The organism is Streptomyces sp. NPDC033180 (assembly GCF_055577645.1).
Genome location: NZ_JBVIPU010000009.1, coordinates 195,689 through 217,547 on the forward strand (window position 1 = coordinate 195,689; position 21,859 = coordinate 217,547).

The following is a 21,859-nucleotide window of genomic DNA, read 5'->3' on the forward strand; positions in this document are numbered from 1 at the left end:
CGCCCGCGCGGCGGAGCCGCATATGTCACAGCCCCGCGCCCCTTGAGGAGGGCGGACCCCGCGGGGGCCCGGCACGATCAGGAAGCCCCAGACGGGCACCTTGAGCGCCCCGCCGGGGGCGCGGGGAACTGCGCGGCCGGCCCCCACCGGCCCGCAGGTTGAAGCGGGGTCAGCGCGCGTCGGGCAAGCCGCCCGTCTCGGGATTCCTGATCGTCAAGCAGTACGTGCCCCCCGCCGGGTCCCGCATCACGATCCAGTGCGGCCCGCGCCACACCGCCTCGGCGCCGAGCGCTTCGTGCCGGACGCGATCCGCGTCGAGGTCGGAGCAGGAGAAGTCCGGGTGCGCTCCCGCCGGCCCGTCCTCGTCGAGACGTTGGAGCAGGATCCGCATCGGCAGACGCGGATCGGGCTCCACGAGGTGGAACTCGGGGCGCGAACCCGGGCGGTCGGACCACCCCGTGAAGGCGGGCCAGAACGCCTTCTCCGCCTCGAACACCGCCGGCGGCACGTCGAGGCAGATCTGGTCGAGGCGGCTCGTGGTGCCGTCCGGCAGGGCGAGCGGTTCGGGGCGGAGCTTCTCGCCCTCCCACTCCACCACGCAGAACAGCTGGCCGCCCGGAGAGCGCAGGACCTCAAGGCCCTCCCCCGTAAGGACCGGGACGGCTCCGAGTGCGCGGGCCTCGCGCGCCTTGGCCGGCACGTCCTCCACGGCGAAGTCGAGGTGAGCGCCGCCGGAGCCTTCGACCGCCTGCGCCTTCAGGACGGCGTGGGCCCCGTCGGGAAGGAGCGTCACGAACTGGTCGTCGTCGCCGCGGAACGCGGAGAGTCGCGTCCCGGTGACCGCCGCCCAGAAGTCATGGGCCTTCGCGAACCGGTCCTTGGGCCGGTCCACGAAGGCGTACACCCACTGGATCACTCCGTCGGACACTCTCGTACTCCTCAGCTCGTCGCGTCCGCCAGCGCAAGCTCGTGCAGCTGGTCAGGCGGGCCGGGCCGCGCGTAGTACCAGCCCTGCGCCGTGTCGCATCCCAACTCTCGCAGCTGATCCGCCTGCGCGCCCGTCTCGACGCCCTCCACCGTGACCGCGAGGTTCAGGCTGTGGGCCAGTGCGACGATCCCCTCGACGATCTTCAGGTCGACGGGGTCGGCCGGGAAGTGCTGCATGCCCTGGGTGAAGGAGCGGTCGAGCTTGAGGATGCTCACCGGCAGGCGGCGCAGATTGGCGAGGTTCGAGTAGCCCGTGCCGAAGTCGTCGAGCGCGATGTCCACGCCCATCTCGGCCAGCCGCCGCAGCGGCTTGAGCAGGTCGTCGTCGGCGCCGATCAGCGCGGACTCGGTGACCTCCAGGCACAGGGCGCCCGGTTCGAGCCCGGAGCGCTCCAGGATCTCCACCGTGTCCGAGACCAGGCCGGGGTGGTTCAGCTGCATGGGCGAGAGGTTCACGTTCACCCGCAGCGGTCCCGCGTCCTTGTGCCGCGCCTTCCACGTGCGGGCCTGGCGGACCGATTCCTCCAGGACCCAGCGGCCGAGCGGAACGATCAGACCGGTGTGCTCGGCGAGCGGAATGAAGCGGTCCGGGCCGATGATGCCGTGCTGCGGATGCAGCCACCGCACCAGCGCCTCGGCCCCGCGCACGCTGCCGTCGCCCAGGTGCACCAGGGGCTGGTACTCGATGAAGAACTCGCCCCGCTCCAAAGCCGCGGGCAGCGCGGTGGTCAGACCGTGCCGTGTGATGGCGCGGGCGTCCGCCTCGGGGTCGGCGAGCTCGAAGCGGTTGCCGCCCGCGGACTTCGCGCGGTACATCGTGATGTCCGCGCTGCGCAGCACCTCCGCCGCGCCGCGCTCCCCGGCCGGGCCTTCGACTATGCCGATGCTGCCGCGCACGGTCAGCTCGCGCCCCTCGACGCGGATGGGCGTGGAGAGCGCGTGCATGATGCGGCCCGCGAGTTCGTCCACCTCGACCTCGGTGTCACGGCCGGTGGTCAGCGCCACGAACTCGTCGCCGCCGAGCCGCGCGACCATCTCGCCGGGTGCCGTGGCGCAGGACTGCAGCCGGTCGGCGACCTCGACGAGGAGCCGGTCGCCCGCCGCGTGGCCGAGGCTGTCGTTGACGGTCTTGAAGCCGTCGAGGTCGAGATAGCAGAGCCCGAACCGTGCGCCGTCGCCCGCCGCGAGGGCCTTCTCCAGGCGCTCGAAGAACAGGGTCCGGTTCGGCAGTCCGGTGAGCGCGTCGTGCGTGGCCTCGTAGCGAAGGCGCAGGTTCAGCAGCCGGCGCTCGGTGGTGTCCTCCATCAACGCCAGCTGGTACTGCGGCACTCCGTCCGCGTCACGCAGCAGCGAGACGGTCAGGTTGGTCCACAGGACGGTACCGTCGGGCCGGTAGAAGGCCTTCTCCACGCGGTAGTGCTCGCGCTCGCCGCGCACCAGCTCGTCGTAGAGCTTCCAGACGTGGGGCGAGTCGTCGGGGTGCGTCCACTCCGCGACGTTGCGCCCGCGCAGCTGGTTCTCCAGGCCGCCGAACATACGGATCAGGGCGTCGTTCACCTCGAGGACCGTGCCCGTGAGGTCGGCTATGCCGATGCCGATCGCCGCGCCGTGGAAGACGGCACGGAAGCGTGCCTCGCTCGCGTGCAGGGCTTCGGCGACGGCGCTGCGCGCGTCCAGGGCGGCCCGGGATATCGCCTCCTGCTCGACGAGGGTCCGCTCGCGAAGGGCTGCCGCGAAGCCCGCGGCCACGGCGTGCTGCAGGCGCGCGGAGCGGGCCCTCAGCTCCTCCTGGGGCCCGTCGTCGCCGCAGTACAGGACGAGGTAGGCGTCCACGCAGTCGAGCGTGCGGCTCAGCGCCTCGGGATCGGTGCAGTGCGTGCCGACCAGCGCGGCGCCGATCGCCTGGCCCTCGGCCGATTCGAAGATCCGCTCGTGCAGCGCGGCGCGCAACCTCCGCGCCAGCGGCACCAGTTGCTGCTCGAACTCGGGACGGGTCAGCGAGGTCGCCGTCACCGGGAAGATGGCACGGCTCCAGATGGTGGCGAACCTGCGCACTCTGTCCTCGGGGCCGTCCGGTTCCCCGCTCATGCCTTGCGCCCCACGCCGGCGAACCCGGAGAAGGCGTACGGATCCTCCTCCTCGGGCGCGGTGTCGGGCCGCCAGCGCGGCATCGGCACGAGGCCGGGTTCCACCATGTCGTATCCCTCGAAGAACCGCGCGATCTCTTCGCGCGAGCGCATGATCAGTGGATTGCGGATGTCCTTGTAGACGCCGACGGCCTGACCGGCCTGCTCGGCGGGGATCGGCATCCCTTCGTACGAGGCGTGCGTGACGGCGATCAGGCTGCCGGGCGCGAGTGCATCCCGCAGTTCGGCGACCGCTGTACAGGGATCGTACGCGTCCTCCACGAAATGCAGGACGGCGACGAGAAGAAGGGCCACCGGGCGGTCCAGGTCGAGCAGCTCATCGACCTCCGAACTGCCCAGAATGTCCTGCGGTTTGCGCAGATCCGCGGCGACGACGGCTGCCTTCTCGTCGCCGTCGAGCACAGCCCTGCTGTGTGCGACGGCCACCGCGTCGTGGTCGACGTACACCACGCGGCTCTCGGGGTCCGCCCGCCGCGCGACCTCGTGGACGTTGCCGAAGGTGGGGATGCCCGAACCGATGTCGAGGAACTGGGTGATGCCCTCGTCGACGGCGAAACGCACCGCTCGGCGCATGAAGGCACGATTCGCCTGCATGATCTTGGGCAGCCCCGGCATGAACTCCATGGCCCGGCGGGCTGCGTCCCGGTCGACCTCGAAGTTGTGCGAACCGCCCAGGTAGTAGTCGTAGATGCGGGACACGCTGGGCATCGTGATGTCGATGCCCTGCGGGGCCCAGGCGGGACGCTCCATCAGGACTCCAAGACGTAGGCGAGACGAGCCGGTGTTCGAAGGCGAGGCTACTGATCGTCCGCCAAAGGAGCGAGTCAAAACGGAAATTGGCCGTCCGTTCTCGGTCACTGCCTGTGGCAAGTGCCGAATATCAACCCAAAGAACCGGTCCGTTCCTTCCCCGGGAGGGGAGAAAGGAACGGACCGGTAGACCGTACGCGAGGTACTTCTGACTGCCCCCCTTCATGGCTGAGTTCTTCTTCGCACTTGCCCTGCGGCGCCGGCTGCTTCTGTACCTCTATTTCCTGTACGTCTATTTCCCGTACGTCTGCTTCCCGTACGTCTGATTCCCGTACGTCTGATTCCCGTACGTCTACTTCGGGGCGCCGACAGGCTTTCCGTCAGGGCCGGCGGCGTACCAAGTGCCGCCCACGCCCTGCCCGTTCGTGTCGCCGGGCTTCTTGTCACCGGCGAAGGTGTACATCGGCCAGCAGTCGATCGTCTGCTGGCGCTGTCCGTCGGGGCGGTCGAAGACGACGAACCCCTTCTTGAGAATTCCCTTGGTGTCGTTCTTGTCGACGGGCGGAACCACCGGCCACTTCTCCAGGCAGGCGCCGGTGCACGCGGACTTCATCGGCCAGGCGGAGTCCTTCGTGAACCGGTAGACGGTCATGCCGTTCTTGTCCACGACGATCTCCCCGAGCTTGGGGTCCTTGCGGGTGGAGAGCCCCGCAGGGTCGACGGGTGCGGTCTCGGCCGGGGGGTCGGCCTCGTCGGCGGCGGGCGCCGCCTTCTTGCCGTCGGGGGCGGCGGCGTACCAAGTCCCGCCCACGCCCTGGCCCTTGGCGTCTCCGGCCTTGGTGTCCTTGGCGTACCGGTACATCGGCCAGCCGTCGATGGTCAGCTGCTTGCTGCCGTCGGTACGGGTGACCTCGCCGAGGAGGGACTTGTCCACGCCGGGCGGCGGCGCCGCGCCCTCCGGAGACGCGACGGGCCACGTCGTGGCGCAGGCGCCGTCACAGTTCGACTTGGGGGGCTGGGCGGTGTCCTTGTCGAAGCGGTAGAGCGTGCGGCCCTCGCTGTCGGTGACGACCTTGCCGAGCTTCTTGCTGTCCCAGACGGCGAGTTGACCGGCGGCCTTGGCCTTGCCCGCCCCCTCCTTCGCGTCGCCCGTGTCTGCGCCGTATCCGTCGCCTGCACCGTACCCGTCCGACTTGGCCGGGGCCTGGTTGCCGACGTTCTGTCCGTTCGGCGACTGGTCCCCCTTTTCCTGACCGCACGCCGTCGTCAGCGCCAGCATGGCCGCAGCTGTCGCTACGAGCGAGGCGCTCCGCCAGGTCTTCATTTCTGACTCCCGCTGTCCCTTGGGTATCGCGCCGCTGAGTGCGTCACGCATGGCCCTAGGTACGGGTGGGAACGGCCGGTGTGTTCAACCGGCGTCCAAGAATCTTTTGTTCGTCAATCTCACGCCCGGCGTCTCCTCCCTTCGGGTCACAGGAGGGCGGCATCGGCGTGGCAGGGCGACATGCTGCCCATGATCCCTGACGTGTATGGATCCATGAGGGCCTCGTCCGGCCTGGTCACACGCTTACCGGCGCTGCTGGTGCTGGCTTGGCTGCTCGGTGCGCCGGCTGCTGCGGCGGTACCGGTCATCGCCTCCGCCGCGGCGCCGGCGGTCGCACCCGCGGCACTAGCCGTCGCGCCCGCCGCCGCGCCCGCCGCCGCGCCCGCCGTCGCGCCCGCCGCCGCGCCCGCCGACAACTGCGGCTACGCCTCGATCGGTGACGGTCCCGGCGGTGACGCCGTGGCTGTCGCGGGTGACGGAGTGGTCTGCAAAGCGGGCCCCACGCGCCACCCGAAGCCTCCGCCTCCGCCGCCTCCACCACCTCCTCCGCCGCCGCCCGCTCCGGCTCCGCCGCCTCGACCGGAGCCACCGGCGCCCGAGCCGCCGCCTCCCCCGCCGCCACCGCCACCGCCCGCGCGCCCGGCCCCTCCGGAGCCCGCGCCACCACCGCCGCCCCCGCCTCCGAGCCCGAAGCCGACACCCACCGTTCCCCCCAAGGTCACGCCGAAGCCGGTGAGTTACCCCGCTTACCGCGCCGCGCCACGCAGGACGCCGCCCCGCAGCGGCCCTTCCCTGGTCTCGCTCACCCTGCTCATCACCGCGCCCGCGGTGCTCGCCGTAGCCGCGCTGCGGCCGCGCTGAACCGTCGGAGGTCCCATGTCGGAATGGCTTGTTCTCACCCTCGCGATGGCGGCCGCGTGCGGCGTCGTCCTCGTCGTCACCTTCCTGCGGCACCGCAGGACGAGCCCGGACTACGACGCTTCGGAGACTCCGGACGTCATCGAGTACATGACGATGATGATCGGCGTGGTGTACGCCATCGTCCTCGGCCTGGCCATCGCCGGTGTCTGGGAGGCCCGCAGCGTCGCCCAGGACCATGTGCACAGCGAGGCCCAGGCGTTGCACGAGGTGTCCGAGCGGGCGCGGGTCTATCCCGCTGACGTCCGCGAGCGCATCCGTAAGGACGTGGACGCGTATGTCAGCCATGTCGTCACCACCGAGTGGGATGCCATGGCTGACACCGGTGAACTCACCGACCGCGGCTCCCAACTCCTCTCCCGCGTACGCCACGACGTCACCGACTACCACCCCAAGTCCGACTTCGAGGCCCAGGCCTACCAGCCGCTAGTCGACGCGGTCGCGGCCGCCGCCGACGCGCGAAGCTCCCGTGGCGACAGTGCGGGGGCCACCATGCCGGGCGTGGTCTGGTTCGGGCTCATCACGGGCGGTCTCGTCACCGTCGGCATGATCTTCGCCCTGCAGATCCGCCGAACCCCCCGCGAACTCATCCTGGCGGGGCTGTTCTCGGCCTTGATCGCCTTCCTGCTCTTCCTCATCTGGGACTTCGACGCCCCCTACAGCCGGGGCGTCGCAGCCACCCCGGAGCCGTTCCAAGCGCTCTTCGGCAACGCCGGGAGATGAGCAGGGAATCTGCGGCAGCCCGACCCCGTGACGGGGCGCGGGAGTTGATGGCGGCCGGGCCGCGCGAGGTGACGGCGGAGGAACTGGGGGCGGCCGGCGAGCGCCTGCGCATCGTCACCGAGATCGCCCGGCGGATCGGCGAGTTCGTCCTCTTGCGTACGGGGTCGTGGCTGGGTGGCGGGAGCTGGCCGGTGCGGCGCGTGGGCGAGGTACGGCCGGGCTTCTCCGCCGAGCTGGATGCCGTGGCGCGGCGGGGCCTGGAGGGCAGGGCATCGGGCCTCGTCGCGCTGGTCGACGAGGTGCTCGCGCCGTCCGGCGGGCGCCTCTGGGAGGGGTGTCGGCGCAGGGGTTACTCCGGCTCCCCGGCACCGGCTTCGCACACGGGTCCGTAAACCGTGCTGCGCGGCGGCCCCGCGCGGCGCACTCTGGTGGCATGACCTGGCAGACACCCATCATCGTCCACCCGCCCGCTGCCGACGGCGGACGGCGGGTGACCGTGCGCGGGCAGGCCGTCGGTGTCGCGCGCGACGACCGCGACCTGGTGGAATTCCTGCGCCGGGCGGGTCTCGGCGACGCCGACATGGCCCTCGACGACCCCCACCTCGTGGAGTGGCGCGGCAGCGGGGCGCATGTGTGGACCAAGAGTTCCTGAGCCGCTGCGGGGCCCGCAGCTTGCGCAGGCTTGGATTTCCGCGCAGAAACAGCAAGTTGGACGCGACACCGGCCCTGCCCCCCCCTCCCGGCCAGGGCCGCCCGGTCGACACCACCCCCGAAAGTCATCGGTCTGATCGCGGCAGCAGGCAACCGGCAGCCGGGCCGCCTCAACGCCACCGCCACCGCCCCACAGCCACGCGCCACGCACAGAGGGCCAGGCACCCCGAAGCCATCGGACTGATCGCCGCGCAGACCACAACCCGGCCCCCGCCGACCAAACCGCAGCTCGCAGCCGAGACGCGACGGAAGGATCGCGGCAGCACGCACACAGCCGGGCCGTCAAAATGCCACCGCCACCGCCCGGCAGCCTCGCGCCCCTACGCCATCGCCGCCCGCGCAGGGCCAGGCAGCCTCGCGCATCCCGAGCGCCAACGCCCGCCCGGTAGCCTCGCCCCCCACACACGCCGCACCCGCCCCGCCCCACTACACCCCCCACGCCGCGAACCCCCGGCACCCGCCCCGCGACACTCCGCCCCGTTCCCCTGTCCGGCCCACACCGTTGCCCCGTTCGCGCGGCTGCGATCGCGGGGGTGTGGCTTCCTGTTTAGCGTTTTCGGCATCGAGGTGCATATCAGGTGAAAGCGGAAGAAGGTCCGCGGCTGCTCCTCGGGGACCCGGAGGAATTCGCATGCGCGCGATACGCGTCGCCTCGGCCGCTCTACTCGCCGCCACGACCCTGACCCTCACCGCGACCGCCGCCTCGACTGCCGTCGCTGACGAGAACGACACGAACAACAACATCACTTCGTTCGGCTTCCGCGTCACCCCGTCCACCATCGCCGCCGGCGGCCAGGTCACCCTCAGCGTGGACGGCTGCGAAGGGAACACGACCGTCACCTCCGGTGTCTTCAACGACGCCCAGATCCCCCAGGGGCAGCAGTCGGCCACCGCGACGGTCTTCGAGGACGCCAAACCGGGCGCGATGTACGAAGTGACCTTCGACTGCAAGGGCGAGAAGGGCACGACGGACCTCACCATCGCCACGGGCCGCCCCACCCAGAACCCCACGCACCACCCCACTCACCACCCGAGCGCCCCGGTCCGTCACGGAGTCAAGGCCGGCGCCGGCGGCAGCCTCGGCGGGCTCGATGTGCACGAGATCGCCCTCGGGGGCGCCCTGATCGTGGGGACACTCGGCACCGCGTATTACTGGACGCGTCGCCGCACCGGGGACGGCAACGGCAACTCCTGACCCCGCACGCCGACCCGCATGTCGCAGCCCGGACACCGCTGCGCTCAGCGGGCGTCCGGGCTGCGACATGCGGGCCGGCACGAACCGCCGCCCGACCGGCGCGGAAGGGGGGACGCGCCGGTCAGGAGGGCGGAACGGGTCACACCCGACGTACGGGCACCCCGACGTGCGAGTGACGGGAGCGCCGGTATCGGGGGCGTACGGTCAGAGGCCGCGCCCCGCGTTCTCCGAGCGGCGGCGCATCCAGAAGACCCCGCCACCGACCAGCGCGACCGCCACAAGCGCCCCGCCGATCGCCATGTCGGTGCCGGTCGCCCCGGCGTTGCTGCTGCCGCCGAGACCACCGCGGACACCGCCGTGGATGACGGTGAACGCGTCGGGCTTGGTGAGGGTCTTGCCGCCGCAGTGCACGGTGATGCTGTGGGCCCCGGGGCTGGCGTGGTGGTAGACCATGGGGTTCGCGCTGGCCGTGCCGCCGCCCATGGTCTTCAGGTTCGTGTTGGGGAAGGCGTTCGACGTGACCTTGCTGCCAGGGGTGTGGCAGGCCGTGCCGTCGACCGTGACCGTCAGCTGTCCCCCTCGGGGGATCACGCTCGGCATGGCGACGATGTTGGACGGATCGGCCCAGGCCGATGCCGTCGGGGCGGCGAGGCCGACGACGGCACCCGCGGTGACTGCGACCGCGAGGGCACGAGTGGTGCGCATACGAGAAGCACGCATGTGAATCCTCCGCGGAAGACGCCCCGGGGTAACCGTCCCCGGTCGATCGGCGAGAGCGCCTCCCAAACAGACCCTCAGTTGCCGTGCACAGACCCGCATTTCGACGATCGGCCGTCCTGGTGAGGCGACACGCCGAAGCGCGAACGTACAAGCCGATATTGCCGCAGGTCACGGACCGTCAGAAATTTCCTGCCGACCACGACTCATATGGCGCATGCCCGGTATGGGCGCCACCCGTTCGCTCCCGCTCTGTCGCCCGTCGCGCGCGCCGCGCTTAGCGTTCTTGTACGCGCAACGGACGCGGTTCGAATGCCGCGTTGAGAGGGGATCAGAGAATGCCTTTGTCCCAGCCGGCCGATGAAGAGGAACCGCAGCGCAAGCGCGCGCCGTGGGGCGCGATGGCGCTTGTCCTGCTGACCGGCCTCGCGCTGATCCGGAATGGCTCAGGGGAATTCGACGTGGGCCCGCCCCAGCCGGCGTCCGCCGCCGCGGCGGACCGGACGCCCGACGGGGATGCTGTCGCGCCACTGACGTTCTCCCCCGCCGAGCGCGTGGGGATCAAGGGCATCCGGGTGGACGCGCCGGTCATGCCGGTCGGGCTCGACCAGGACGGGTGGGTGGACGCGCCGCCGCCGGAGGACCCGAACCTCGCCGGCTGGTTCACCGGTGCCGTCTCGCCGGGCGAGAAGGGCACATCCGTGATCGTCGGCCATGTCGACAATCAGCAGGGCCCTGCCGTCTTCTACGGTCTTGGCTCGCTGAAGAAGGGAAATCGCGTCGAGATCCTGCGCAGGGATCGCAAGACCGCGGTTTTCGAGGTCTACGGAATCGAAGTGTTCGAGAAGAACAATTTCCCGGGCAGCCGTGTATACAGCGACAAGGGAGCTCCGGAACTGCGCGTCATCACCTGCGGCGGCGGGTTCTCCAAGCGGTCCGGATACGACGGGAACGTAGTCGCTTTCGCCCGCCTGGTGGATGTGCGCTGACGGCGAATGCGTCGGCGGAACACGGCACCGGGCGGGCGAAACAACGCCCTGAACTCACGTCCTACGAGCCCCTACATGGAGTAGCGGCTCGGCACGGTGATCCGGTAACCCGAATCGATGAGTTCGGGGAGGTACGTCCGCAGGGCCTCGACGCTCTGGGAACGGTCGCCGCCCGCGTCGTGCGAGAGCACCACGACACCGGGCCCCGCACCGGCCCGTACGCGCCGGATGATCGCGCCGGTGCCCGGCTCGGTCCAGTCCAGGGTGTCCACGGTCCAGGCGAGCGGCTCCATGCCCAGGTCGGCGCCGAGCTGGAAGGCGTTGCGGTTCCAGGCCCCGTAGGGGGCGCGGAACCAGGCGGGGGGTTCGCCCACGGCGTCCTCGACGACCTCGCAGGTGCGCTCGATCTCCTCGCGCATCGCGCTCCGGCTCATCTTCGGGAGCAGCGGATGTGTCCAGGTGTGGTTGCCGATCAGATGCCCGTCGTCGGCCATCTCGCGCAGCAGATCCTTGTTGTCGACCGCCATCTCGCCGCAGACGAAGAACGTCGCGCGGACGTCGTACTCGCGCAGGGTGCGCAGGATGCCCGGTGTGTAGCGGGGGTCCGGGCCGTCGTCGAAGGTCAGGAACATGCTGCGGCCCTGTCCGTCCATGCGCAGGATCGGCTTCCTGCGGACGCGGGGCAGGGCGCGCGCGGCATGCGGCGGGCCCTGCCCCGCCATGGGCTGCAGGCGGTACGCGGAGGGCTTGCGGGCACGTGCGGCGGGCGGGCCACCGGCCGCCGCACCGCTGGGAGCCGTGGGTCCTGGGGTCGTCGGCCGCTCCGTGCCGGAACACCCCGCGGCCGCGGCCAGACCGAAGACAGCGGCGCCGCGCAGGAGTGCGCGCCGCCCTGGAGTCATCTGATCCTTTTTCATTACTAATCCGTCGCATGGCGGAAGGCCGGGGAGGACCAGCAACACCACGGCGGGCCGCGAAAGCACCCGATGGGACCAGCAGAACCGACGAGGGGCGGGAGGGGATCAGCGGCGGCGGACGAGCGGGAAGGGCAGCGTTTCCCGGATCGTCAGGCCGGTGAGGAACATGACGAGCCGGTCGACGCCGATGCCGAGCCCGCCGGTGGGCGGCATCGCGTACTCCAGGGCGTCCAGGAAGTCCTCGTCCAGCTCCATCGCCTCCGGGTCTCCCCCGGCGGCGAGCAGCGACTGTGCGGTGAGGCGGCGGCGCTGCTCGACGGGGTCGGTCAACTCCGAGTACGCGGTGCCCAGTTCGGTTCCGAAGGCGACCAGGTCCCAGCGCTCGGCGAGACGCGGGTCGGTGCGGTGCTGCCGGGTCAGCGGGGAGACGTCGGTCGGGAAGTCCTTGTAGAAGGTGGGCAGCTGCGTCTTCTCCTCGACGAGCCGCTCGTACATCTCCAGGACGACGTCGCCGCGGCCGTCGTCCGGCTTGTACGGGACGTTCGCGCGGTCGCAGAGCTGGTGCAGCCGCGGGAGTGGGGTGTCGGCGTCGACCTCGTCGCCGAGCGCTTCGGAGATCGCGCCGTAGACGGTCTTGACGGGCCAGGGGCCGGAGATGTCGTGCTCGGTGAGCCGCCCGTCCGCGTCCGCCTTGCGGGCGACGGGTGTGCCGAAGGCGGCAGTGGCGGCGCCCTGGATGAGTTCGCGGGTGAGGTCGAGCATCACGTCGTAATCGGCGAACGCCTGGTAGGCCTCCAGCATCGTGAACTCGGGGTTGTGCTTGTAGGAGACGCCTTCGTTGCGGAAGGTGCGGCCCATCTCGAAGACCTTCTCCATGCCGCCGACGCACAGCCGCTTCAGATACAGCTCGGGTGCGATGCGCAGGTAGAGGTCGAGGTCGTAGGCGTTGATGTGGGTGGTGAAGGGGCGGGCGTTGGCGCCGCCGTGGATCTGCTGGAGCATCGGGGTCTCGACCTCCAGATAGCCGCGGTCCAACAGCCCCTGGCGCAGGGCCTGTACGGCGGTGGAGCGGGCCCGCACGACGTCGCGGGCGCCGGGGCTCGCGACCAGGTCGAGGTAGCGGCGGCGGACCTTGGCCTCGGGGTCGGCTAGACCGCGGCGCTTGTCGGGCAGCGGGCGCAGGCACTTGCCGGTGAGCTGCCAGCCGGTGACGAAGACGGTGAGCTCGCCCTGGTCGCTGGTGCCGACCGTGCCGGTGGCGGTGATGTGGTCGCCGATGTCGGTGCCGGAGGCGAACCGGTCCAGGACTCCGGGACCCGAACGGTCGCGGGTCAGGGCGAGTTGGCGGTCGCCCGACCAGTCGCGCAGGACGGCGAAGACGACCCCGCCGAAGTCGCGTACGAGCATGACGCGGCCCGCGACCGTGACCTCCACCCCCGTCAGGGCAGGCGTCACATCGGCCAGAGTGTGGGTCCGCGGCGCCAGGCCCACGGGGTAGGGGTCGATGCCGTCGGCCCGCAGCCCGTCGAGCTTGCGGTGGCGGATGCGGACCTGGTCGGGGAGCGCGGCCAAGGGGTCGGCGTCCGTGGCGTCCCCGTGTCCCGCGAGGCCGAGGGCGGAGATCGGCGGCAGGCCCTCCGTGCTGGTGGGCTTGGTGACGCCCTTGGAGCGTCGGCCCTTGCCCCAGAGCTTGCGCAGCGAGGGCACGGAGACGAAGCCCTCGGCGATGCCCGAGGCGAGGCTGATCCGGGCGAGGGCTCCGGCGTCTCCGTAACAGATGAAGCGCGGATACCACTCGGGGTGGTACTTCGCGTTGGAGCGGTAGAGCGCTTCGAGCTGCCACCATTTGGAGAAGAAGAGCAGCAGCTTGCGCCACAGCCGCAGCACCGGCCCCGCGCCGATGCGGGCGCCCTCCTCGAAGACCGAGCGGAACACGGCGAAGTTCAGGGAAATCCGGCGGACCCCGAACTTGCCCGCGCCCGCGCAGAGTTCGGCGACCATGAACTCCATGACGCCGTTGGGCGCGGTGGCCCGGTCGCGGCGCATCAGATCCAGGGAGATGCCGTCCTTGCCCCAGGGGACGAGGGAGAGCAGCGCGATGAGCCGGCCGTCGGCGTCAAGGGCCTCTACGAGCAGGCAGTCGCCGTCCTCGGGGTCGCCGAGCCGGTCGAGCGCCATGGAGAAGCCGCGCTCGGTCTCGGTGTCCCGCCAGGCGTCCGCCCTGTCGACGATCGCCTCCATCTCCTCGTCGGTGAGGGTGGAGTGACGGCGGATGCGGGTGGTGGCGCCGGTGCGGCGGACGCGGTTCACCGCCTGGCGTGTGACGCGCATGTCACGGCCGTCCAGGTCGAAGCCCGCGACATGCAGGATCGCCTCGTCTCCGAGCTGGAGCGCGCCGAGCCCGGAGCGCGCGTAGGCGGTGGCGCCCTCCTCGGAGGCGCCCATCACGGCCGGGGCCCAGGCGTACTGCCGGGCCACGTCCAGCCAGGCGCCGATCGCGTGCGGCCAGGCCTCGCGGTCACCGACGGGGTCGCCGCTGGCCAGGCAGACGCCCGCCTCGACGCGGTAGGTGACGGCGGCCTTGCCGCTGGGCGAGAAGACGACGGCCTTGTCGCGCCGCGTGGCGAAGTAGCCGAGCGAGTCCTGGGCGCCGTACGTGCCGAGGAGTGCGCGGATGCGGGGTTCCTCGTCGCCGTGCAGGGCGGCTTCCATGCGCTGGGAGCGGAAGAGCGCGGCGGCGGCGTTCAGGAGGGCGAGGGCGCCGAAGAGGCCGAGCCAGAAGTGCAGGGTGCGCGGTGGCCTGCCGTCGAAGTAGTCGTGGCCGGTGAAGAGCCCGCCGCAGACGCGGTTCGCCGCCCACGGCAGGGCCTCGCCGCGAGGCAACGTACCCGGAAAGAGCGCGACGAGGCCCCAGCCGAGCAGGATCGCCACGGCGAGACCCGCGACCAGCACGAGGACGGCCCGCCGGACCGCGCCTCGGCGGGAGTCCGCGGAGAACTCCTTGCGGGCCAGGACCAGGAGGGCGAAGGCGGCGCCGCAGACGATCAGCGAGGGGAGCGAGTCCGCCCAGAAGCCGAGGGCGATGCCGAGCACGTCAAAAGCGAGGAGGAGGCCCAGGTAGATGATGACCAGCCACCACGCGACCTTCTTGCGGGCTGCAGTCGCGGCGGCGAGGAGGAAGAGGAAGACGGCGTAGGCGAGGTTGGGGCTCACCGGGACCGTGAGGAGGCCAAGGACGCCGATCACCGGGCGCAGGAGGTGGCGCAGCGGGGCGATGACCGCGAGGATCGCGCAGAAGAGGCCGAGGGCGCCGAAGAAGGTGGCGAACCCTTCCGGCACTCGTCTGAGGAAGCGGTCACGCGCGCCCTGCGAAGGCGCGGTCCTCGGACTTTCCACGCTGGTGCTCATGGATCGACCCTAGGAAGGGTCGGCCGGTGCCGCCCGTCGAGCGGGCGCGCGCAAGCCCGTCGAGCACGTGCACTCCGCCCGTCGAGCCAGTGGCCGCCGCCCCGGCCGTGGGCGCCCTCAACAGGAACGGTGCTCTCCGTTAACCTCTCGGCTGTGACTGAAGACCACTTCCACCAGTTCGAACGCGGTACCGACGGCCCGAAGGTGATCGTCGTCGGTGTCGACGGTTCGGACTCCTCACTCAGGGCCGCGGCATATGCCGGAGGCCTTGCACGGCGGCAGCGCGCCCTGCTCGCCGTCGTCTACATCCAGCCGGTGATGGCCGCGGGGGCCGCCCTCGGCGCCCCGGTGGCCGAGGCGACCGATGAGATCGCCGAGGGACTGATCACCGAGATCAGAGACGCGGCCGAGCGGGTGAAGGACATATTCGACGTGCGCTGGGAGTTCCACACCTTCCGCGGCGACCCGTACAGCGGCCTGGTCACCGCGGCCGACGACCTCAAGGCGGACGCCGTGGTCGTCGGCGCATCCGAGCAGGCGGGCCACCGGATCGTCGGATCGGTCGCGGTGCGCCTCGTCAAGGCGGGCCGGTGGCCCGTCACCGTGGTTCCGTAGCCCACAGCCGCCAGACTGCTGAACCCTCACACCTTTGAGGGGTGTGGCGTCTTCCGTCATGCTCACCCCTGCGCCATCATGATCCGCCATCAGCCGACTGCCGTCCGCGAAAAGGTGGAGCTCATGGCGGGACTCCGGATGGGGCACGGCGTCCTGCGCCGCAAGCCCATCGAACACATCGAAGAGACAGAGGCGGGAGCGGAGGGCGGGCTCTCCCGCTCGCTCGGCCTCTGGCAGCTCACCGCGATCGGCGTCGGCGGCATCATCGGCGCCGGCATCTTCACCCTCGCCGGGACGGTGGCCAACGGCACGGCCGGGCCCGCCGTCCTCATCTCCTTCCTCATCGCCGGCGTCGCGAGCGCGGCGGCGGCCTTCTCGTACGCCGAGTTCGCGGGCCTCATCCCGAAGGCGGGATCGGCGTACACCTACGGCTATGTGGTGCTCGGCGAGCTCACCGGGTGGTTCATCGGCTGGGACCTGCTCCTGGAGTACACGGCGATCGTGGCGGTGGTCGCGATCGGCATCTCCGGCTACTTCAACTTCCTGCTCAACGACATGGGCGCCCAGTTGCCGAACTGGATGCTGGGCGCCCCCGGCACCGGGGACGGCCACAAGGTCGACCTGTTCGCCGCGGTGCTGTGTCTGCTCATCGCCTATCTGCTGACCCTCGGCATCAAGAACGCGGCACGCTTCGAGATGGTCGTCGTCGTGCTGAAGGTCATCGTCGTGCTCGTGGTGATCGCGGTCGGGTTCTTCCACATCAACACCGGGAACTACGAGCCGTTCTTCCCCTTCGGCGTCAGCGGGGCGTTCACGGGCGCGGCCACGGTCTTCTTCGCCGTCTTCGGCTACGACGCGATGAGCACCGCCGCCGAGGAATCCAAGGACGCGCAGCGCCACATGCCGAAGGCGATCCTCTACTCCCTCGCGATCTCGATGGTCCTGTACGTCCTGGCCTGTCTCGTCCTCACCGGCATGCAGGACTACAAGGACATCGACCCGGAGAGCGGATTCTCCACCGCCTTCAAGTCGGTGGGCCTCGGCGGTCTCGCCGATGTCATCGCGGTCGGCGCGATCATCGGCATCCTCACCGTGATGTTCACCTTCATGCTGGGCGTCACCCGCGTCTGGTTCAGCATGTCGCGTGACGGGCTGCTGCCGAAGTGGTTCGCCAAGACGCACAAGACCCGGCACGTGCCCACCCGGGTGACGTGGATCGTCGGGTTCGCGTCGGCCGCCATCGCCGGTTTCCTGCCGATCGGCGAGGCGGCCGAACTCACCAACATCGGCATCCTGTTGGCGTTCGTCGTGGTGTGCGTCGCGGTGATCGTGCTGCGCTACAAGCAGCCCGATCTGCCGCGTACGTTCCGCTGCCCCGGAATGCCGGTGGTGCCCGCCATCGGCGTCGTCTTCTCCATCTGGCTGATCACTTTCCTGCAGTGGCAGACATGGGCGCGGTTCGCGGTGTGGTTCGCGGTCGGTCTTGTCATCTACTTCGCTTACTCGTACCGGAAGTCGGAGTTGGCAAAGACCGACGTGCGCGACACCGCGCCCTGACGCATCAGGCGCTCCGCTCGATCGACTTCTGGAACTCGCGTGCCATCTGCTCCACTCCCCTGTTCCGCCACTCCGCCCAGAACGGCTTCCATTCACTCAGCTTCTTACGGCCGCTGACGATGTCGTTGACGAGGTCCCGTGACTCGGTGTCCATGCGGCCGTAATGCTGCGTGTACGCGTCCGAGTAGTGGCCGACCACGGGGTTACGGATGGCGGTCTCGATGAGCTTCTGCTCGGCGGCGTACACGTCCTTGACGTCCTGCGCCCGCTCGCTTCCGGGAAAGCTGGAGGCGATGAGGGCGAAGGGCGAGGTCGTCGACGTCTGCAGTCCACTGTACAGGCCCTCGACCTGCTCCTTTCCCCTCTTCGTGCGGTCCGGGAAGCCGTTCTTGTCGAACGTGAAGTCCTCGCCCTCCGTGCCGTACTCGAGGAACTCGCGCTCCTTGCTCCCGAACGGCGCCGCCAGGTAGTTGAGCACCTCGAGCAGCATGCGCACCCGCTTCTCGTCGCCCTTCTTGATGGCGGTGTACCCGATGGTGCCGAGGTGGTAGTGGTGATGGGGCTTGTTGCCTCCCGCGGCGAACGGGATCATGATCTCGGCAGCCAGTGACGGGTCCTGGACACGGATTTCCTGGCGCGCGTTGTAGGGGTTGGCGTGGACAGTGGCGCCGATCGAGCCCTGCGCCATCTTGATGTACGCGTCGGCCATCTTGGGGTTGCCGGGATAGAAGACGCCCGCCTTCTTCAGCTTGAGCACAAAGTTCAGAGCTTCCTCGTACTCGTCGGTCTCCTGGAACCAGGTGAGCGAACCGTCCTTGTTCTGCCGCCACTTGTTGGGGGCTCCGAAACACTGGCTCAGGACGCTGGCCGCGTTCACGTAGATCGGCTCAAGGGCCCAGACCTTGCCGCCGGTGACCTCCTTGCACTTGGCGAGGAACTCCTCCGGGCTGGTCGCCTGGATCCCGTCGGCCTTCTCCCAGACCTCGGGGTTGCCCGCGTAGACCTGACCGAAAGCGGGGTACGGGACGGGCGCACCCCAGATCTTGCCGTTGACGACCGCCGTCTTCCAGTGCGCGGGGGTCATCGCGGCAAGGTTGGGGTACTTCTTCACCGCGTCGCCCGAGACGTACTCGGTGATGTCCGCACACTTGGCCTCGAGCAGTTCGGCGATGTGCTGGATGCCCTGGTTCGGCGGTATCCACAGCAGGTCCGGCAGATCGCCGCCTGCGATGACGGCGGAGAACTTCTCCTCGTAACCGGGGTCGGTGCCCAGGATCGCCGTGAGGTCGACGCCGAGCTCCTTGTTGACCTTCTTCCAGTACGCGTTGGAGTCCTTGGGCAGCGGCGGCTGCGTCCAGATCTCGGTCAGCATCGTGATCTTCGAGCCGTCGCCGGGAGTCTTCGGGACGCTGCGCACCAGGTCCTTGGGGTACGACAGGAAGCCCGCCGACAACCCCTTCGCGTTCGGCGGCAGATCGGGCTTGACCTTGCTGAAGGGGACGTACGAAGGCAGCTTCACCTTCGCCGATGCCGTCTCGCCCGTCTTCTTGGCGCCCGAGCCGCAGCCCGTCAGCGAGGTGGCGGCGGCGCCCGCCGCGACGGCGGTCGAGAGGCTCAGGAATGTGCGTCGGGACATGCCTGTCATGGGAATCTCCGCAAAGGGGTTCAGAGGAAAGAGAGTTCAGCCCTTGATGGCGCCGGTGAGCACGCCCTTGGTGAAGTACTTCTGCAGGAACGGGAAGAGCAGCAGGATCGGGATGAGCGCGATCATCACGACGGCCATGGAGATCGACTGCTGCGGCGGCATATGGCTGACGCCCAGCTGGTCGCCGGAGATGGACTTGCCCTGGACGACGTAGGTGCGCAGGACCAGCTGGATGGGCCACTTGCCCGAGTCGTTGAGGTAGAGCATCGCGTTGAAGAACGCGTTCCAGTACGTCACCGCGTAGAAGAGCCCCACGACGGCGACTACGCCCTTGGAGAGCGGAAGCACGATGCGGGTCAGGATTCGCCAGTCGCCCGCGCCGTCGATCCGTGCCGCCTGATAGAGCTCCTCGGGGATGTTCATGAAGAACGCCCGCAGGACGACGAGGTTGAAGGCGTTGATCATGACCGGGAGGATCAACGACCAGTAGGAGTCGAGGAGTCCGAGCTCCTTGACCACCACGTACATCGGCACCATGCCCGGCACGAAGAGCAGCGTGAAGAGCACCATCAGGAGGATCGGCTTGCTGCCGGGGACGCCGCGTTTGCTGAGGCCGTAGGCGAGCGCGATCGTCGTCAGGAGCGAGAGTGCCGTGCCGACGAGCGTGATCAGGACGCTGACGACGACGGCTCGGGAGACGATGCCGCCGGAGAGGATCGTCTGGTACGCCTCCAGGGTCGGGTCCGTGGGGAAGAGGACGAAGCCGCCGGCTTCGGTGATCTCCTCGCGGGAGGCGAGGCTGGTGGAGAGGACCGTGAGGAAGGGCAGGATCATCACGGCGCAGATGACGGTGATGACGACGGCCTTGGCGGTCGAGCCGATCTTCGTCGGCGGCTCTTCCCAGGCGGGCCGCTCCTCGCGGGGCCGCGGCGAGCGCAGGGGGAATCCGAAGCTGCTCATTTGCTGTACACCCCGTGCTCTCCGAAGGCGTGGGCGACCTTGTTGGCGCCGTAGATCATCAGGGCCCCGACGACGCCCTTGACCAGGCCCGCGGCGGCGCCGACGCCCCAGTCGCCGTAGACGACGCCGTGGTAGTAGATGTACGTGTCGAGGACTTCCGAGGCGCGGGCCCCGACCGCGTCGCGCTGGAGCAGGAACTGCTCGAAGCCGACGGACAGGACGTCACCGAGGCGCAGCACAAGGAGCATGATCGTGACGCCGCGCACGGCGGGCAGGGTGACGTGCCACATGCGGCGCCAGCGTCCGGCGCCGTCGACGGCCGCCGACTCGTACAGGCTCTGGTCGACGCTCGCGAGGGCAGCCAGGTAGATGATCATGCCCCAGCCGATGTCCTTCCAGATCACCTGGCCGGTGATGAGGAGGGGGAAGGTGCCCGGGTCGGTCATCACGTCCAGTGCAGACATGCCGTGGTCGCGCAGGTAGTTGCTGAACAGGCCCGCCCCGCCGAGCACTTGCTGGAAGAGCGCGACGACCAGGACCCAGGAGATGAAGTGGGGCAGATAGACGACGCTCTGCACGAACTTCTTGATGCGCGGGCTGACCAGGCTGTTGATGAGCAGGGCGAGGGCGAGCGGCGCCGGGAAGAAGAAGATCAGCTGGAGCGCGGCGAAGGCGAGCGTGTTGCGGACCGCTTCCCAGAAGGCCGGGTCGGCGAAGAGCTCCTGGAAGTTGGCGAGGCCGACCAGGGGGCTGTCCTTGAAGCCGATGAAGGGCTGGTAGTCCTGGAAGGCGATGACGTTGCCGACCATCGGGACGTAGAAGAAGAGCAGGAAGAAGAGCAGGCCCGGGGCCATGAGGGCGAGCATCACCCAGTTGTTCCGCAGTCGGACGCGGAGCGGGACGCGGCGGTGGCGCGGCGGCCCGGGGGCCTTCGGATCCGACGTCGGATCTGACCCGGACGGTGGCGGCGACGCGGCTCGTGGCCTGCGTTGCGTTGCTGGGGATGTCACACGTACTCCCTGGCCTGGCGGCACGACGGAACAGAAAAGTGGCAGCCGACAGCCGGGACGGCAGTCGAGAGTCGGCCAATTAAGTAGCCAACTTGCCGAAAGAGAGCCACATCATCGAAGCGTGACTCCCGCCCGTCAACCACCTGCTGGCCCTAGAGAGTTGGATTTTTCTGTTCGGCGTGATCGATGTGTTCCAGTGCGAGGCGAGCTGCCCCGATTGCGGTTGATTCCTCGCCTAGTGCGGAGGTTTGGACGGTCGGCCGGTTGGGGCAGAGCGCGCCGAGCCGCGCCGCGAACGGCTCGCTGAGCAGGGCGCCGGCGCGAGAGATGCCGCCGCCGAGTACGACGGACCGCGGGTCGAGTACGGCGACGTGGCGGGCCAGGCTTTCGGCGAGGCCCTCGGCGAAGGCGCGCAGGGTGTACCGGGCGCCGCCGTCGCCCGCGGCCGCCGCGGTCACCACCGCGCGGGCGGCGTTCTCGCGGGTGGGCCTGTCCGCGCCCTCGTGCCCGGCGAACCAGTCGAGAAGCCGCTGGTAGCAGCGCTCCCAGCCGTCCCCGGCGACCATCTCGCCCGCCGCGCCGTGGTGTCCGCGGTACAACTCGCCGCGGAGCCACAGGCCGATACCCAGGCGGTTGCCGACGTACAGGTACACGCAGTCGCCCGCGCCCACCGACACTCCCCCGGTGCACTCGGCGAGGGTCGCGAGCTGGATGTCGTTGCCCACGACGACGGGACCGTGGCCAGGGTCGGCGAGTTCGCGGGTGAGGTCGAGGCCCGTCCACTGGGGCAGCGAGTCGCTCTCCGCCACCCGGCCCACGGCGTCCACCATGCCGCTGGTGCCGACGCCGGTCGCCAGCGGGCGCACGTTCGCCGCGGCGGGCTTGGCGAGGCAGCCCGCGATCGCCTCGCGGACGGCGTCCAGGCGCTGGGCCGCGGGGAGTTCGGGCGTGACGGCGACGCGCTGGGTGGCCACGCTGCGGCCGAGCAGGTCAGCGGCGTGCACCAGGATCTTGTGCGCGCCGATGTCCACGCCCAGGACGTGGGCGGCCTCGGCCCGGAAGCGGAACCTGCGGGCGGGCCTGCCCACGCTGCCGCTGCCCGGGGTCAACTCCACCAGGCGCCCCTCGCGCAGGAGCTGGGCCGTGAGGTCCTGAGCCGTGGGCCGCGACACCCCGATGAGCGTGGCCAGTTCGGGCACGGTGATCTCGTCCCGCTCGCGCAGCACACGCAGGGCGGCTGCCGCGTTCAGGCGGCGCAGCAGCGACGGGTCCCCACTCATGTCTCCC

19 protein-coding genes are annotated in these 21,859 nt (G+C 69.9%); 8 read left to right on the forward strand and 11 right to left on the reverse strand.

Annotated features, from left to right (window positions below):
• Positions 1–169: 169 nt before the first annotated feature.
• The 4 genes from ACZ5WE_RS24410 to ACZ5WE_RS24425 form a co-directional block, all read right to left on the reverse strand.
• Positions 170–928, reverse strand: coding sequence for a VOC family protein (locus ACZ5WE_RS24410; protein WP_467692162.1), 759 nt, complete (start codon positions 926–928; stop codon positions 170–172).
• An 11-nt stretch (positions 929–939) separates the two neighbouring features.
• Complete coding sequence (locus ACZ5WE_RS24415) at positions 940–3,075, reverse strand: putative bifunctional diguanylate cyclase/phosphodiesterase (protein WP_467692163.1); 2,136 nt, start codon at positions 3,073–3,075, stop codon at positions 940–942.
• The gene (locus ACZ5WE_RS24420; protein WP_467692165.1) at positions 3,072–3,884 is read right to left on the reverse strand and encodes an SAM-dependent methyltransferase; all 813 of its coding nucleotides are present in this window, start codon (positions 3,882–3,884) and stop codon (positions 3,072–3,074) included. The genes ACZ5WE_RS24415 and ACZ5WE_RS24420 overlap by 4 nt, the downstream gene beginning before the upstream one ends.
• Before the next feature lie 351 nt (positions 3,885–4,235).
• Positions 4,236–5,207: an SCO0930 family lipoprotein gene (locus ACZ5WE_RS24425; protein ID WP_467692166.1), complete on the reverse strand. Its 972-nt coding sequence runs from the start codon at positions 5,205–5,207 to the stop codon at positions 4,236–4,238.
• Between the two features lie 201 nt (positions 5,208–5,408).
• Here ACZ5WE_RS24425 and ACZ5WE_RS24430 point away from each other — a divergent pair, with 201 nt between their 5' ends.
• The 5 genes from ACZ5WE_RS24430 (at position 5,409) to ACZ5WE_RS24450 (ending at position 8,754) form a co-directional block, all read left to right on the forward strand.
• Positions 5,409–6,068 (forward strand): hypothetical protein, encoded by a 660-nt coding sequence (locus tag ACZ5WE_RS24430; RefSeq protein WP_467692168.1) that lies wholly within the window; start codon positions 5,409–5,411, stop codon positions 6,066–6,068.
• Between the two features lie 15 nt (positions 6,069–6,083).
• Positions 6,084–6,848 carry a bestrophin-like domain gene (locus ACZ5WE_RS24435; protein ID WP_467692170.1) on the forward strand — a complete coding sequence of 255 codons (765 nt, stop codon included), beginning with the start codon at positions 6,084–6,086 and terminating at the stop codon, positions 6,846–6,848.
• A complete protein-coding gene (locus ACZ5WE_RS24440; RefSeq protein WP_467692172.1) occupies positions 6,845–7,240 on the forward strand; it encodes a hypothetical protein in 396 nt (131 codons plus the stop codon). Before ACZ5WE_RS24435 ends, ACZ5WE_RS24440 begins: the two co-directional genes overlap by 4 nt.
• Before the next feature lie 41 nt (positions 7,241–7,281).
• Positions 7,282–7,500 (forward strand): hypothetical protein, encoded by a 219-nt coding sequence (locus ACZ5WE_RS24445; protein WP_467692173.1) that lies wholly within the window; start codon positions 7,282–7,284, stop codon positions 7,498–7,500.
• Positions 7,501–8,190: 690 nt separating this feature from the next.
• Positions 8,191–8,754, forward strand: a complete 564-nt coding sequence (locus ACZ5WE_RS24450; RefSeq protein ID WP_467692175.1) for a hypothetical protein — start codon at positions 8,191–8,193, stop codon at positions 8,752–8,754.
• Positions 8,755–8,958: 204 nt separating this feature from the next.
• Here the strand turns inward: ACZ5WE_RS24450 and ACZ5WE_RS24455 are convergent, their stop codons facing one another.
• Positions 8,959–9,459 (reverse strand): hypothetical protein, encoded by a 501-nt coding sequence (locus ACZ5WE_RS24455; RefSeq protein ID WP_467692177.1) that lies wholly within the window; start codon positions 9,457–9,459, stop codon positions 8,959–8,961.
• A gap of 350 nt (positions 9,460–9,809) precedes the next feature.
• On the opposite strand from ACZ5WE_RS24455, the gene ACZ5WE_RS24460 reads away from it, so the two are divergent.
• Positions 9,810–10,460 carry a class F sortase gene (locus ACZ5WE_RS24460; RefSeq protein ID WP_467692179.1) on the forward strand — a complete coding sequence of 217 codons (651 nt, stop codon included), beginning with the start codon at positions 9,810–9,812 and terminating at the stop codon, positions 10,458–10,460.
• Between the two features lie 71 nt (positions 10,461–10,531).
• On the opposite strand, the gene ACZ5WE_RS24465 is transcribed toward ACZ5WE_RS24460, so the two are convergent.
• Positions 10,532–11,377, reverse strand: coding sequence for a polysaccharide deacetylase family protein (locus tag ACZ5WE_RS24465; RefSeq protein ID WP_467692180.1), 846 nt, complete (start codon positions 11,375–11,377; stop codon positions 10,532–10,534).
• A 105-nt stretch (positions 11,378–11,482) separates the two neighbouring features.
• Entirely contained in the window at positions 11,483–14,785 is a 3,303-nt protein-coding gene (lysX, locus tag ACZ5WE_RS24470; RefSeq protein ID WP_467692182.1) for a bifunctional lysylphosphatidylglycerol synthetase/lysine--tRNA ligase LysX, read from the reverse strand.
• Between the two features lie 153 nt (positions 14,786–14,938).
• On the opposite strand from lysX, the gene ACZ5WE_RS24475 reads away from it, so the two are divergent.
• Positions 14,939–15,400, forward strand: coding sequence for a universal stress protein (locus ACZ5WE_RS24475; RefSeq protein WP_467692184.1), 462 nt, complete (start codon positions 14,939–14,941; stop codon positions 15,398–15,400).
• Positions 15,401–15,523: 123 nt separating this feature from the next.
• Positions 15,524–16,957, forward strand: coding sequence for an amino acid permease (locus tag ACZ5WE_RS24480; RefSeq protein WP_467692186.1), 1,434 nt, complete (start codon positions 15,524–15,526; stop codon positions 16,955–16,957).
• 4 nt (positions 16,958–16,961) lie between these two features.
• Here the strand turns inward: ACZ5WE_RS24480 and ACZ5WE_RS24485 are convergent, their stop codons facing one another.
• From ACZ5WE_RS24485 to ACZ5WE_RS24500, 4 genes are all read right to left on the reverse strand, one after another.
• Complete coding sequence (locus ACZ5WE_RS24485; RefSeq protein ID WP_467692188.1) at positions 16,962–18,593, reverse strand: extracellular solute-binding protein; 1,632 nt, start codon at positions 18,591–18,593, stop codon at positions 16,962–16,964.
• A 45-nt stretch (positions 18,594–18,638) separates the two neighbouring features.
• The gene (locus tag ACZ5WE_RS24490; protein WP_467692190.1) at positions 18,639–19,562 is read right to left on the reverse strand and encodes a carbohydrate ABC transporter permease; all 924 of its coding nucleotides are present in this window, start codon (positions 19,560–19,562) and stop codon (positions 18,639–18,641) included.
• Positions 19,559–20,428 (reverse strand): ABC transporter permease, encoded by an 870-nt coding sequence (locus ACZ5WE_RS24495; protein ID WP_467692192.1) that lies wholly within the window; start codon positions 20,426–20,428, stop codon positions 19,559–19,561. Before ACZ5WE_RS24495 ends, ACZ5WE_RS24490 begins: the two co-directional genes overlap by 4 nt.
• 296 nt (positions 20,429–20,724) lie before the next feature.
• Positions 20,725–21,852, reverse strand: coding sequence for an ROK family protein (locus tag ACZ5WE_RS24500; protein ID WP_467692194.1), 1,128 nt, complete (start codon positions 21,850–21,852; stop codon positions 20,725–20,727).
• Positions 21,853–21,859: the final 7 nt, after the last annotated feature.

Bases quoted from the DNA above. Each gene is read 5' to 3' on its own strand.
- ACZ5WE_RS24415 (WP_467692163.1), bottom strand. From the start codon at position 3,075: ATGAGCGGGGAACCGGACGGCCCCGAGGACAGAGTGCGCAGGTTCGCC.
- ACZ5WE_RS24420 (WP_467692165.1), bottom strand. From the start codon at position 3,884: ATGGAGCGTCCCGCCTGGGCCCCGCAGGGCATCGACATCACGATGCCC.
- ACZ5WE_RS24425 (WP_467692166.1), bottom strand. From the start codon at position 5,207: ATGAAGACCTGGCGGAGCGCCTCGCTCGTAGCGACAGCTGCGGCCATG.
- ACZ5WE_RS24435 (WP_467692170.1), top strand. From the start codon at position 6,084: ATGTCGGAATGGCTTGTTCTCACCCTCGCGATGGCGGCCGCGTGCGGC.
- ACZ5WE_RS24440 (WP_467692172.1), top strand. From the start codon at position 6,845: ATGAGCAGGGAATCTGCGGCAGCCCGACCCCGTGACGGGGCGCGGGAG.
- ACZ5WE_RS24445 (WP_467692173.1), top strand. From the start codon at position 7,282: ATGACCTGGCAGACACCCATCATCGTCCACCCGCCCGCTGCCGACGGC.
- ACZ5WE_RS24450 (WP_467692175.1), top strand. From the start codon at position 8,191: ATGCGCGCGATACGCGTCGCCTCGGCCGCTCTACTCGCCGCCACGACC.
- ACZ5WE_RS24455 (WP_467692177.1), bottom strand. From the start codon at position 9,459: ATGCGCACCACTCGTGCCCTCGCGGTCGCAGTCACCGCGGGTGCCGTC.
- ACZ5WE_RS24460 (WP_467692179.1), top strand. From the start codon at position 9,810: ATGCCTTTGTCCCAGCCGGCCGATGAAGAGGAACCGCAGCGCAAGCGC.
- ACZ5WE_RS24465 (WP_467692180.1), bottom strand. From the start codon at position 11,377: ATGAAAAAGGATCAGATGACTCCAGGGCGGCGCGCACTCCTGCGCGGC.
- lysX (WP_467692182.1), bottom strand. From the start codon at position 14,785: ATGAGCACCAGCGTGGAAAGTCCGAGGACCGCGCCTTCGCAGGGCGCG.
- ACZ5WE_RS24480 (WP_467692186.1), top strand. From the start codon at position 15,524: ATGGCGGGACTCCGGATGGGGCACGGCGTCCTGCGCCGCAAGCCCATC.
- ACZ5WE_RS24485 (WP_467692188.1), bottom strand. From the start codon at position 18,593: ATGTCCCGACGCACATTCCTGAGCCTCTCGACCGCCGTCGCGGCGGGC.
- ACZ5WE_RS24490 (WP_467692190.1), bottom strand. From the start codon at position 19,562: ATGAGCAGCTTCGGATTCCCCCTGCGCTCGCCGCGGCCCCGCGAGGAG.
- ACZ5WE_RS24495 (WP_467692192.1), bottom strand. From the start codon at position 20,428: ATGCTCGCCCTCATGGCCCCGGGCCTGCTCTTCTTCCTGCTCTTCTTC.
- ACZ5WE_RS24500 (WP_467692194.1), bottom strand. From the start codon at position 21,852: ATGAGTGGGGACCCGTCGCTGCTGCGCCGCCTGAACGCGGCAGCCGCC.